Origin of the sequence: Aeromicrobium stalagmiti (assembly GCF_013283745.1) — a bacterium.
GTDB lineage: Bacteria > Actinomycetota > Actinomycetes > Propionibacteriales > Nocardioidaceae > Aeromicrobium > Aeromicrobium stalagmiti.
Window position 1 is genome coordinate 443,201 of the sequence record NZ_JABSTZ010000002.1, and the last position, 13,356, is coordinate 456,556.

At 60.7% G+C, this 13,356-nt stretch carries 7 protein-coding genes; 6 read left to right on the top strand and 1 reads right to left on the bottom strand.

Translation table 11 applies throughout. The features are described 5' to 3' along the window. The first annotated feature begins 90 nt into the window (after nt 1-90). The 6 genes from HQK15_RS11160 (at nt 91) to HQK15_RS11185 (ending at nt 11,203) form a co-directional block, all read left to right on the top strand. Nucleotides 91-660 carry a hypothetical protein gene (locus tag HQK15_RS11160; protein WP_173491534.1) on the top strand — a complete coding sequence of 190 codons (570 nt, stop codon included), beginning with the start codon at nt 91-93 and terminating at the stop codon, nt 658-660. Then, nucleotides 657-1,706, top strand: coding sequence for a hypothetical protein (locus tag HQK15_RS11165; RefSeq protein ID WP_173491535.1), 1,050 nt, complete (start codon nt 657-659; stop codon nt 1,704-1,706). The genes HQK15_RS11160 and HQK15_RS11165 overlap by 4 nt, the downstream gene beginning before the upstream one ends. A 42-nt stretch (nt 1,707-1,748) precedes the next feature. Continuing rightward, nucleotides 1,749-2,573 carry an HNH endonuclease gene (locus HQK15_RS19115; RefSeq protein ID WP_173491536.1) on the top strand — a complete coding sequence of 275 codons (825 nt, stop codon included), beginning with the start codon at nt 1,749-1,751 and terminating at the stop codon, nt 2,571-2,573. A 343-nt stretch (nt 2,574-2,916) separates the two neighbouring features. Further along, nucleotides 2,917-5,049 carry a GmrSD restriction endonuclease domain-containing protein gene (locus tag HQK15_RS11175; protein ID WP_217361593.1) on the top strand — a complete coding sequence of 711 codons (2,133 nt, stop codon included), beginning with the start codon at nt 2,917-2,919 and terminating at the stop codon, nt 5,047-5,049. Then, nucleotides 5,049-8,369 (top strand): SNF2-related protein, encoded by a 3,321-nt coding sequence (locus tag HQK15_RS11180; protein ID WP_173491538.1) that lies wholly within the window; start codon nt 5,049-5,051, stop codon nt 8,367-8,369. Before HQK15_RS11175 ends, HQK15_RS11180 begins: the two co-directional genes overlap by 1 nt. Beyond that, the gene (locus HQK15_RS11185; protein WP_173491539.1) at nt 8,366-11,203 is read left to right on the top strand and encodes a class I SAM-dependent DNA methyltransferase; all 2,838 of its coding nucleotides are present in this window, start codon (nt 8,366-8,368) and stop codon (nt 11,201-11,203) included. Before HQK15_RS11180 ends, HQK15_RS11185 begins: the two co-directional genes overlap by 4 nt. Before the next feature lie 539 nt (nt 11,204-11,742). Here the strand turns inward: HQK15_RS11185 and HQK15_RS11190 are convergent. Beyond that, nucleotides 11,743-13,299 (bottom strand): GTPase, encoded by a 1,557-nt coding sequence (locus tag HQK15_RS11190; protein WP_173491540.1) that lies wholly within the window; start codon nt 13,297-13,299, stop codon nt 11,743-11,745. Between the last annotated feature and the right edge of the window lie 57 nt (nt 13,300-13,356).

The following is a 13,356-nucleotide window of genomic DNA, read 5'->3' on the forward strand; positions in this document are numbered from 1 at the left end:
GAGTCGGCAGTGGTCGGTTTGGTCTCTACCCCGCTTGTCTGATCTAAGAAGTCGACGATTCCCGAGCCACGAGAGCAGCGAGGACCTGAATTGAGCAATCATCAGATAGGCCCGGTCAAGCTGCTGACGTCGGTGCTGGCAAGCCGAGAGGACGTGGTGGTCGGTACGGACGGGTCCGAGCACGAGGCCTGGATCGTGCCTGCGGTCGTGGTCGGGCCACACCAGACGTTGCTCGAGATCGAGCTTCGGCGATGGTCTGGCGGCGGTGAAGTTGTCACGGCATCGCGGGGCGACAGCCACCCGTATTTCCAGCGTCTCGTCCAGGGTTGCCGGCTGGGAATTAGGGACACAGAGGATGGGGGAGCGGGTGCAGCAATGGTGGGGATCGTCGAGTGGGATGTCTCGAAGCAATGGGCCAGCGTGAAGAAGGCCTCTCTCGAGCGCCTCGGCCAGGCGATTGGCGCCTCGGCACGGGACGAGCTGGTCGCCCACGGGGTCGATGAGATCGGCACCCGCAAGGAACTGTGGGGCGACAGCAGCCCCCGGCAAAACTTTCTCGAGGCTCGTTTCGATCCCGACGAACCAGTGGTTCCGCTGGCCATTTACGTGATGACGAGGGTCCTCCCCGTGCTGGCTGCGGTCGACGAGGTTGCACGATGACCCGGCCGTTCTCTGTGTACCTCCCAGTGTCTCTCGGGATGGACCAGCTGATTGCGACACAGTCAACTGTCTTGGCCGCTGCTGGGTGGGATCTTGGGCATCACTACGACGCCTTCATGCGGCCCGTCCACGGAACTAGTTGGTTGGAGGACCTTCGCCACCAGCGTTGGGCAGAAACGAGCGCGAGCCTCTACAAGTACAAGCTCACGTTGATCGACCCGTCCTTCACGATCACTGAACCGTTGAAGAACTCATCGTCGCCGCTCCGCGAGTGCCTTCCTTCTGGCCACGACTTCTACGACTGGCTCCATAAGGCATGGAACATTCGCAACGCCGCGCAGCACTTCGATCCGCCGATGACACTTGAGCTGTTACGGGAGCGGGTGAAGGCCTTCGGCATGCTTGGAGTGCTCGTCAAGCTTGACCTTGCTAACGACTGCAAGCTCTTGATGGAGCGGCTGAACCACCTCGCTCAGGGTGGGGTGGTTCAGCCTCCTGGAGTGATTGTCGAGCAGCTCGAGCTGTCCCTGGCAGGCGAGAAGGCTAAGGCGAAGGAACTAGCCCTCCAGGTCGAGGCGGTGCGCCGGCAGCTCTCGGTAGCCGCGAGCGCACAGACTGACGTCGTCGCGTCTGAGATCGAGTCGCTGAGAACGGATCTCCTGGCGGCTGAGGCTGAGAAGGCGCTCGCGGTCGAGCGACTAGAAGTCATGCAGACGGCCATCCAGGTCTCGAACGCGGACGTACGTGGTAGCGCGAACGATGTCATCGATGGTCTGACGCCCGGAGACCCTTGGCCAGCCGCTCCTGGCACACGCATCGTTCGTCTGCTGCCGCACGTGGGCGACCTATTCGATCCGTTGCGCGAAGAACTTCTCTCTGACTCCGTGGGAAAGTCTGCCGTTGATTCCAGCGTCCTCTGGCGACAGTTCTTGCCGAACGGAGGCCCGGTGCATCTCAACCAAGCCGGTCAGGCATGCGCGCTCGTCGGCGCCCAGTACATCTATCTTGGATCGCTCGACCACCGCGCAATCCACTACTCCGACTAGATCAGACGTCTGACCGGCGCCGCATCGAGGCAAGGTTGAATCGTGGTCATTGACTTCATCTATCCCATCAACTCGCGGTCTAACTATCATCTGATCGGCAACGACGGTGCCGAACAACCGATCACTCCAGAGAACTTGTGGCGTGAGATCGCGAGCTCTCGGCCCGATCGGGTCGATTCGTTCGTGCTCGGGTCGTCGTTCAAGGTGATGCAGCCCTTGGATCGCGTGTGGATCTACTCGGTCGACGCGCAGCAGGTCGTCGCCCTTGGAGAAGCGCAGAGGGTTTACAAGACTCTCGATGGGTGGTTCGTCGATCTTGTCTGGGACAGGGAGATGACCCTAGGATTGGAGTCCGATCCTATTGCGCGCGGCGACCTGTGGACGAGAGTGCAGACCACGGCAAGGGCGAACAGTCGAACGATAGCCGTGCTGCGCCGGCGACTGAAGGGGGCCGCCACCGCAAAAGTTGAAGTCGACGTGCGGAGCGACGAACGCCGGCGGGTGCTGCGTGAAGTTGTGGCTCGTCAGGGCCAGGGAGTGTTTCGTCAAGCCCTGCTTGAGGCTTACGACGGCAAGTGTGCTATTAGCGGGGAGTCGTGCGAGGCGGTATTGGATGCGGCCCACATTGACCCCTACAGCGGACCCAAGAGCAACCTCGTGTCGAACGGTTTGCTGCTTCGTACCGATCTGCACACGCTGTTCGACTTGGGCCTTCTTCGTGTGGATCGAAACTATCGGGTCCGCGTCGACTCCGCCGTTGTCGGAACGACGTACGCGAAGCTTGATGGCAAGCAGATCGCGCTGCCTGCGATGAAGTCGCAGATGCCCTCGCTCGCCGCACTCGGCCGCCGTCTGGAAGGCCATTAGGCGTTGACTCAAGTTCCACGCCCAACGTCAGTCAGGAGCCTGCGGCAAGTGCCTGTCGCAGAACCTGCATCCCATCGGTGGATCGAGCGCCTTGGGCATCTTCGGCAGCACACCCCCCCACTGAGGCTCATGGCCATGGCCCAGATCGCCTTTTGGCCCTCCGCGCGTTGAGTACGCCGAACTTCGACTGTGGAGCCGGTGATGGAGGATGCTGCACGATTGAGTGACAGGTCAGGGTGTCACTCGATTCTGCAGCAGCGTTTACATGCGGAAGTCCCGATGAAACACAGATGAGCGCAGACAATAAGACGATCTGTCGCCCGGAGAGGGCAAGATGACACCTGTGAAGACCGACGTCGTGACACCCATGCAGATCTTCAATCTTCCGCAGCACTTCGTGGTGCCGCTGTTCCAGCGCCCGTACGTCTGGGAAGAAGAGGAACAGTGGTATCCGCTCTGGGCTGACGTGCGGCGAATTGCAGAACTGCGGATCGCTGAGCCCCATCGCGATGCGCACCACTTTCTCGGTGCCGTGGTGCTCCAAGCGCAGGAGGGCGCTGTCCACGTGGTCCAGGCCCGCAACGTGATCGACGGCCAGCAGCGTCTGACCACGCTCCAGATCTTGATGGATGCCGCCAGCGCAACCCTCGACGAGTCAGGTCAAGACCGACTTGCGTCGCAATTGGAGCGCTACACGCATAACAGCGAACTTGATATTCCTCCCGGCGATGAACGACTCAAGATCCGCCACAGCAACCGAGATCAGGGGGCCTATGACGAAGTGATGTCCGCCGATATCCCGGTCGCATACGACGCGCTCCAGCATCACGGCACCCGCATCGTCAGGGCCCACCGGTTCTTCAGCGGGGCATCACGTGAATGGCTCGGAAGCCCTGAGGAGGACCTCTTCAAGTCCAGGGCCACCGCGCTTGTCTGGGTGCTCACGCAGGGCCTACAGCTCGTGGCCATCGACCTCACCGCTCAGGAGAACTCGCAGGAGATCTTCGAGACGCTGAATGCGCGCGGGACCCCGCTGACCGCTGCCGATCTAATCCGGAACTTCGTGTTTCAGCGGCTCGACAGTGAGGGCGGCGACACCGCGAAGGCGTATGAGAAGGACTGGCCCTTCGAGTCGACGTTCTGGGAGGAACAGGTCGGCGTTGGTAAGCAGTACATCGGCCGCAGTTCCCTGTTCCTGAACCAATGGCTCGTCTCGCGGACAGGTGACGAGATCAGCCCTTCGTCAACATTCACCCGGTTCAAGCACTACGTCGAACACGAGTCGAACCTGCCGATGGCTGATCTGTTGCCGCTGATTAAAGAGGAAGCCGACAGCTACGAACAATGGGTGAAGGCGGCGAAGGACTCGGCTCGCCAGCTGGGTGTCGTGGAAATGGCTGTGTATCGAATGACGGCAGCGCAGTCACAGGTCCTCATGCCACTGCTGATCTGGTTGCACCAGCCGGGTCGCAATCTAGATGCCGGCGAAATTGGCCAGATCGTCACTGCCGCCGAGAGCTGGCTGATTCGGCGTGTCCTGATGCGACAGGCCCTTGGCGGGGAGATGGGTCGGACCATCGAGTCCATGATCAAGGCTTACGACCACGTGCCGGCGCCGGAAGTTGCGGATCGTGTAGTTGCTCACCTGTCGCGCCTCAACGTCACCAGTACGTACTGGCCGGGCGACCATGAACTGCGTCGCAATCTCGAGGAGACCAGCGCCTACAACGCCTATCTGCGTGCTCGCTTGCGGATCGTGCTGGAAGCCGTTGAAGACTCCTATCGGAGGAAGATGAAGGAGTCCCAGCTCGAGCGCAAGGGCTACCCGATTGAGCACATTCTTCCGCAGTCGTGGGAGGCACATTGGGCTGTGGCTGGCGACGAGGCCGTTGAACTACGGCGCTCGCGAGTTCACCGGCTCGGGAACCTCACGCTCTTGACGGCCAAGCTCAATTCGACGGTGTCGAACTCGAACTGGTCGAAGAAGCGCAAGGCGCTGCTGAAGCACAATACGATCAAGCTCACTGGTCTGCTTGTCGAGCGAACCGAAGATCGAGACTGGGACGAGACCCTCATTGACGCGCGAACTACTGAGTTGATCGAAGCGATCTTGAAGATTTGGCCGGTGCCAGCTGGACACACGGGCGAGGTAGTAGACCCGAAGTCGAAATCGAACGACTGGGTCAAAGTCAAAGACCTAGTTGAGTCAGGCTTGATCAGCATTGGTGCGGTACTTCGACCCGGGTACGGCGAGTACAAGGGACTTGCGACCGTAGCCCGCGACGGTGGGCTCGAGTTGGACGGCGAGAGTTTCAAGACGCCGTCTGGCGCGGCGAAACACGCCACGGGCCGTCCGACGGTTGACGGTTGGCGATACTGGCGGTTAGACGACGGTCGATCGCTCAAGGACGTCCGTGCAAGTTTCACCGGAGTGCAGCCCGAAATGATTGATCTCGATGAGAGGGGCGAAGCCTAGTGCCCGACATCTTCGACAACCTGCAGACAGAGTCCGCGATTGGTCCTGCCCTCCAATCCGCGCTGTCCAATTTCGACACCTGCGATGTGGCGACCGGATACATAGACCTGCGCGGATGGGCGAGTTTCGCTGACATCGTCGACGGTAAGCTCGAGAATCGTCAGCCCGGTGGCCCCTCCATCGCACGCGTATTGGTTGGCATGGTTATGCCCGCTGACTCTGCACTCATGCTGTCGGCGCTGCAGGACGCGGTTCAGCCACCGCCTTACGGTTCCGACATGAACGACATGGGCAAGGCTCTCGCAGCTAAGGAGCAGTTGGTCAAGCACCTGCGGACCCAGCTCATGCGTGGGTTGCCGTCAGACACCGAGCAGCGCACGCTTCAACAGCTCAAGAGCCATCTTGAGTCAGGGGCTATGGAGATGAAGGTCTTCACGAGTGCACCGTTGCACGGCAAGACTTACATCTTCCACGCGCCCGGCAATGAGATGGCCGAGCGGCGCGCGTACGTCGGCTCTTCTAATCTCACGAATGCGGGGCTCTTCGGGAACCTGGAACTGAACATCGACGTCAAGGACGACGACGCCTCGAAGAAGCTCGCAGACTGGTTCGCGGACCGATGGGATGACCACTTTTCCCTCAAAATCACAGCAGAGATCATCGAACTGATCGAAGAGTCTTGGGCATCTGACTTTCAGCCGACGCCATACGAGGTCTACCTCAAGGTCTGCTACAGCTTGTCGGAAGACGCCCGTGAAGGGATGGGCTACGTCCTGCCGCCATCAATGCAGAACCTCCTCCTTGACTACCAAGAGACTGCTGTGCGCACGCTGGCTCGACGGATCGTCAGGCGCGGCGGCACGATGCTGGGCGATGTCGTCGGCCTCGGCAAGACCCTGACCGCCGTCGCAACGGCGCTCATGCTCGAAGCCGCGGAGGACTACACGACCCTGGTCCTGTGCCCGAAAAACTTGGTCCACATGTGGGAGGAGCACCTGGAGAGGTATGGCCTCGGTGGCGCCCGTGTCGTGCCGTACTCGATGGCTGACAAGAAGCTGCCGGAGCTCAAGCGGTTCCACCTCGTCATCTGCGATGAGTCACACAACCTCCGCAACAACAGCACGAAGGCCTCTGAAGCGATCCAGGACTATGTCCGTCGCAACGGCTCGAAGGTCCTCCTGCTCACCGCGACTCCGTACAACCTCGCCTTCGCGGACGTGGCGAACCAGATTGGCCTCTACATCGACGATGACGAGGATCTCGGCATCCAGCCCACTGCTGCTATGGCCAAAGACCCCACTCTCGTCGACAAGGTCGACGGCAAGATCACGACGTTGGCCGCGTTCCGCCGATCCGAAGAGCCTGAGGATTGGAAGCGCCTAATGAGCGATCACCTCGTTCGGCGTACCCGCTCATTCATCAAGCGCACCGCCAAGAAGGAGACCGTTACGCTCCCGAATGGCAAGACTGAGGAGCGCGAGTATCTTCAGTTCGCCAACGGTCAGCGCTTCCACTTCCCGACCCGGGTGCCTCGCCCGTTGAGCCACGACTTCGCCAATGACGACCCGGCCAGGCTGATGGAGGAAGAGGACACCCTTGACGCGGTCCGTGACCTCACCCTGCCTCGCTATCGCCTCGCCGACTACGACGACCCCAAGGCAGTTCACTCGGACAACGACGCCAAGATCTTGGCTGACATCCGATCAGGCCGCGGCAATGTCAGTGGGTTCGTCCGGATCGGCCTCTTCAAGCGACTGTCGTCTTCCGGCCACTCGTTTATCCTCAGCTTGCAGAGACAGCGCGCACGGAACGAGCTCTTCATCTTTGCGATCGAGAACGATCTCGACGTGCCGCTCGGAAGCTTCAGCGACCACCAGTTCGTGGTGTCCGACGACGACCTCGAGGAGGACGAGGACATGTACGGCAGTTCGGAGTCGCAGTATCGCGAGCTCAAGCGCCGCCTGCCGTCCTCGACGAAATGGCTGGGAACGAAGGTGTTCAAGACGACGCTGAAGAAGGATCTGCAGCGTGACAACCGGATCCTCACCGAATTGCTTGACAGCTTCGGCACGTGGGACGCAGCCAAGGACTCGAAGGTCAACGCGCTGGTCGACCTTCTCCGCGACCAGCATGCCGGTGACAAGGTCCTGGTCTTCACCGAGTACGCCGACACTGCCGCATATGTCGCTCAGGCACTCAAGGACGCCGGCATCCCGAACGTCGGACTTGCCTCTGGGGATTCCGACGACCCTGCCGCAATTGCTCGAAGGTTCTCGCCGAACAGCAATCGGCTGCCCGGCGAGGAAGACGATCCTGAGGAGGTCGCCGACCCGATTGACGTTCTCATCGCGACGGACGTGCTGTCCGAGGGACAGAATCTCCAGGACTCCCACATCGTCGTGAACTACGACCTTCCCTGGGCCATCATCCGCATCATCCAGCGTGCTGGACGTGTCGACCGCGTGGGCCAGAAGTCAGACTCGGTCTTCATTTACCTCATCACCCACGAGAAGGTCGAGCAGGCGATCCAGCTTCGCCAACGGATCAGGCGGCGTCTCGGTGACAACGCCGCCGCGTTCGGCTCCGATGAGCGCTTCTTCGGGGATGCCAAGGAAGTGAACATGCTGGATGACCTCTACAAGGGGGCCGTCCCGTCGGAGGATGACCTCGATCAGGACGAGGGCGAGGCCGATGCCGTCAGCGAGGCCTGGCTGGTCTGGTCCCGCGTGAAGGACGACAAGCCAGACCTGGCAGGAAAGATCCTCAAGATGCAGGACCTCGTTCACAGTACTCGCGCCCCGTACGACCACGAAACGAAGACCGGAGTCACGACTTTCGCCAGCACCACGTCGGGCGTCGACGCCTTCGCTGCTTCGTTCGACGCCCCTGATGGCGGCGACACGATCGATCGGTTGCTGACCCCACTCGAAGCACTCCAAATCTTCCGTGCTCAGGAGACCACTCTGACTGCAGCCCTGCGTCCCGACCACTTCGGTCGTGAGTCGGATCTGATCAGAGGCAAACTCAGCAACGAGATGGTGGCCATCGGAAACCTTCGCGGCGTCCGCAAGTGGGCAGTCGAGCGGTTGGGAGGAACCATCTACGGAGCTGAGGCGAGCGCGGCGCTGGAGGCCATGATGGACCGGCCCCTCACCGAGCACACCAACATCCGCCTCCGGCAGGCACGACGCAGCAAGTATTCCGACCAAGATTTGGCCGACATGGTGAAGCAGCTCCATGATGAGGAGCGCCTCGTGATCGGTTCAACCGAGAAGGACGAGATCAAGATCGTGTGCTCGATTGGGGTGACCCCGCGATGACCGCCGACATCATCGCTGAAGCCGACAAGGGAGACTTCAGCAAGCTCTTCCGTGTCGACCTTTCCTGGCACAGTCCAGATCAGGCACCCATCGAAATCGAACTCGATGATGGTTCCAAGGTCAAGGCGACCAACGTCTCTTCGTTTAAAGGGGTGCGGGTCTGGGAAGTCCCTGCCCTGCCCGGCTCCGCGGGGGAAGCCAAGCTCGACCAGGCCATCGCGAAGAACTCCACCAATCGACTGGTGATCTTCCACGATGGCGACAAGCAGGTGTGGCGTTGGCCGTCGCGCACCGCAAAGGGGGCGGGAGTTATCTCTCGGCCTGCGCGGCATGTACACAAGGTCGGGACTCCCGACCTTCAATTCGAGTTGAAACTCGATGCGATTCGCCTGCCGAGCGACGCCGTGCTCGATGTCAACGACTTGCTCTCGCGAGTTCGTGGCGCATTTGATGTCGAGACAAAGAACGAGACAAAGCGTGCATCCAAGCTCATGGCGCAGATGTACGCCGCGGTTGAGAAGGGATATTCTTCAGGGTCGGACCCTAAGAAGCGCGACCATGAAATCTCGGTCAGCCTGGCCCGTGTCCTATTCCTGCTCTTCGGAGACGACACCGAGATGTGGAAGGACGCCAAGGCCGAGCCGATACCAAACCTGTTCCAAGACTTCGTCAAGGACCACACCGAGCGGGACGGATCAGACATCGCCGACCGTTTCAACGCACTGTTTGAGGTGCTCGACACTGCTCCGGATGGTCGGAGCGGGCTGCCGGCCGAGCTAGCGGCCTTCCCGTATGTCAACGGCGGGATCTTCGACGAACACATCATCCTGCCTCAGCTCGACAATGACTTCCGCGACGCGATCCTCGCCGCATCAGCTGTGGACTGGTCGACAATCAGCCCGGCCATCTTCGGATCGATGTTCCAGTCCGTCCGTGACGCGCAGACTCGACGAGAGCTCGGAGAGCACTACACGTCCGAGGAGAACATCCTCAAGACGCTAAATCCGCTGTTCTTGGACGAGCTTTGGGCAGAGTTCGAGCACATCCTCACACTCCAGAAGGGGAAGCGCCAGAAGCTTCACGACCTTTGGAAGCGGCTCGGTGAGATCCGATTCATGGACCCAGCGTGTGGCTGCGGGAACTTCATCATCGTCGCCTACCGCGAGTTGCGTGGCCTCGAGCTTCGTCTCATGGACGCTCTGGCAACACTCACCGACGGCGAAGAGACGGTTGCCCTGCCCGCCGACTGGACGCACCTGCTGAAAGTTAGCCTCGACCACTTCTTCGGGATCGAGATTGACGAGTGGCCTGCGCGGATCGCAGAGACCGCAATGTTCCTTATCGACCGGCAAAGCGACCTCAAGATGAAGGAGCGATTCGGGATGGCGCCCGAGCGCCTACCGATTCAAAAATCTGCCCGGATCGTTGTTGGTAGCGCACTCCAGGCGGACTGGCCGAGCATCCTGCCGCCGTCGCAGGACGTAGTTGTCGCTGGGAACCCACCCTTCCTGGGGCACAAGGAACGAACGCCCGAGCAGGGCGATGAACTCAGGGCCGTGTGGAAGCGGACCAACATCGGCCACTTGGATTATGTGACGGCCTGGTACGCGAAGGCTAGCGAGTACTTCACGGGCGTAGATGGAAAGTGGGCGTTCGTGTCGACGAACTCCGTCGTCCAAGGCGAAGCGGTCCCCATCCTTTTCGGTGCCCTGCATCTGGCGGGGTGGCGGGTCAAGTTTGCGCATCGGACTTTCCAGTGGTCATCCGAGGCGTCAGGTCAAGCCACCGTGCAATGCGTGATCATTGGGTTCTCGCGGGCCGTAACAAAACCACGGCTATTCCTTTACGACTCTCCCAAAGGTGCACCTAGGGAGCACCCTGCGCGCAATATTAACCCTTACCTTGTCGATGCCGACGACATCCTTGTTGTGCCCCGCTCAATCGGCTTGTCACCTGATCTACCTGAGATCAACGCGGGCTCGACACCCATCGATTGGAACTATCTCTGCGTCGACGGTTCCCAAGTCGACGCAGTGAGGGCCGACGCCGTGGCAGCCAAGTACCTCCGGAAGTATGTTGGGGGCAAGGAACTAATCCATGACCTCGAGCGCTGGTGCCTATGGATGGATACACCTGGATTCAACCCAGATGACATTCTGAGTAGCCCGGTACTGAAGGACCGCGTCAAGGCTGTCCGGAAAAAGAGAGCTGAAAGCGGCCGCGCCGCGACGAATGCCCTGGCGGCGACACCGCACCTTTTCGGCGAGCGTCGCCAGCCTCCCGGCCACTACTTGGGTATGCCGCAAACCTTTAGCGAGAACCGGCCATTTGCCACGGCCGCGCGGCTGGATTCGCGCACCATTGCCTCCATCAAGTTGTTCACCGCGCCAGATCCTGATGGGTTCCTATTCGCCATCGTGTCGTCCTCGATGTTCATCACGTGGCAGAAGACGGTGGGCGGCCGTCTGGAGTCTCGCCCGTCGTTTTCAAGTAGCATCGTTTGGCACACGTTGCCGCTCCCGCCGCTGCTCGCTCCAGAGCGCGTGGCCATCTGCAAGGAGGGCGAGCGGATCGTCGAGGTTCGTGGCAGGCATCCCGGTCGGACGCTCGCCGAGCTGTACAACCCGCAGAAGCTGCCTGCGGATCTCGCGGCTGCTCACCGCGATCTCGACAAGTTGGTAGATGTCGCATTCGGTGCTCATGAGCTATGTGCAGACGAGGAAGCGCGGCAAGAGATCCTCTTCAGGCGGTACCAAGAGCTCTCGGCCGCCGAAACCCTTCTGCCGTTAGGGGTCAAGAGGTCATTGAGCAAGAAGGGACAAAAGCGTGCATGAGGGCGGTTGATCGCGGATGTGAAGGCACTATCTGATGCCGTTCGGTGCATAGTTCTCCATCACCGAGGGTCTTACGGTTCCCGTTTGATGACAACAAGCAGATCCTCGGCGCCCTCGGCCGCGAACTAACGATCGTTTGGGACGCGCGCGCCCACGGTGACCCGTTCACGCGACCGGGAGCGTGTAGAGCACACGACTTCCTCGTGAGGCTTCTTGAGTACTTCGGCGACATCGAAGGGTGATGCGAGCCCCTCCCGTTCGTCAGCCCCGTCGAGATTGCCGACCCGATGAGGTTTCTCAAGGGGCGCATGGCGAACATGACGGACGCACACCTCGACGCAGAAAGGCTGCGCACTTTCGGAGGCAAGAGGCGTACGAAGCAGTTCGCTGCTCATCTTGCACTCGTCGAAAACGAGATCTCGGCCTGCATAGCCGGTGATGCGCCGTGGAATTTGGTGGGCGCTAGGTCAGAATTCGTTGTGAAACCAGGGGTTCTGATGAGGTGGGTGTTGAAGCGAAACTGGACCTCTTGACCACGTTCAAGAACTCAATCCAAGGAGCCGATCGGCCTCGCCTGCGATGGCATCGAGTTCGGCCACTGCGTCGTTCCGTACACCCTCGGACCTGATGATCTGGTCCTGTGCCGATGTGACCTCCGCCAGGAACGCGTCGAGCGGCGGATCGACGATGGACCAGAGCTGATTTCTGGCATCTGCTGCGATCCGGTCGGCGTAGCCCATCATCTCCGTGACGAATGCGCTGTGCTGTCGCTCGCTCTCGATCTGAGCACGGTGTGCGTCACGCTCGTTCTTCCACACGTCGTAGCCTGCGCCGCCGATCTGGATGACGAATCCGCCGACCTTCGCAGCCTTGCCCACCTTGTCCGCGATCTTGACGGCCTCCCACGGCTTGAACTTCTTTCCGAAGCGATGGCCGATGTCCAGGACGATCTGATGACCATTCGATCCTGCCGCAGAGCGGACCCCGTCGCCGGCTCCCCACCACGCTCGGCTGTTCTTGATCTGCTTGCTGGCACTTCGCCAGTCGAGGGAAGGTCGCGGACCGCCGCCGGGAGGCCGACCGTCAACGGTCCCGAATGAATCGGGAGCGGCGAGATTGACGTCGCCAACTGGTCTGTCGAGCTGCGTCGCTCGATTACTGTCACCGATCTCGATGAGCTGTTCATCGAGTTTGTCGAACTGCGACTCCGCAAGTCGTGCGATCGAACGGCCAAAGGCGTCAGCGTGTCGTTCAAGCGCCTCCACGAGGCGTGTCTCGGCGCCTGCAAGAACCTGCTGTGCATTGTCGGAGTCTTCAGGAAGGCTTGTTGCCCGGTCAACGAACGCCTTAACATCCACGAGACTTGACGACTTGAAGTCGGCCTCGGATGTTCTGAAGGTTTTCTCGATCATGAGCCGCCGCTCAGAGACGGCTGAGCGTTGACTCGCGAGAAGGGACAGCGCGAGACGGGCTCGTTCATCTGCGATGAACAGCCCCTGCGCCTCGTCACACAGCTGCCGGGTCAGGTGCAGCGGTTGCCTCAGTCGTGCCAGCTCGCCACGGTCCTCGCTGATCTGGTTGATCGTCGCGCGGAGGTCGTCAATGCCCGAACGCGTCCGAAATGCCTCGGCTCGTGGCCCGCCTTCAAGGCTGCGGAGATAGTCGACAGAGTCCACCTCAACCACGGGGAGGTTGAAAGTCGTTGTGCCCAAGGCTGCTTTCACGGCTTGCTGACGAATCCCCGGTGCTGCTGCCTGCTTGCCCACCTGGGTGATGACCACGATCATTTGCCCAAACAGCTGAAGATCGTTTGCGAGATGACGAAGGAAGTCACGGGAAGCGTCGTCAAACAGTCCTACATGGATCACGAAGAGAATGAAGTCGGCGTCCCCGATAGCGCTGAGGGCCAAGTCGTCGTGCGAACGCAACCCAGACTGTACGCCCGGTGTGTCGACCAGCACGACAGCGCCATCCCACGGGTATGAGGTAACCGTGTCGGTGGCGATGTCAGCGTCGCTCGCAGGCTCCACCGCCCTGTCCGTCAGTGCGGTGATCAGCTTTGACTTGCCGCTGCTGAACTGACCGGTCAGCACCATCTGTGGAGTGTCCCGGTCCTCTGCGTGCGCACGACTGAGGAGTGAGGCGGCTATGGG

Coding starts and splice junctions, on each gene's coding strand:
- HQK15_RS11165 (WP_173491535.1), top strand. CDS start 657: ATGACCCGGCCGTTCTCTGTGTACCTCCCAGTGTCTCTCGGGATGGAC.
- HQK15_RS11185 (WP_173491539.1), top strand. CDS start 8,366: ATGACCGCCGACATCATCGCTGAAGCCGACAAGGGAGACTTCAGCAAG.
- HQK15_RS11190 (WP_173491540.1), bottom strand. CDS start 13,299: ATGGTGCTGACCGGTCAGTTCAGCAGCGGCAAGTCAAAGCTGATCACC.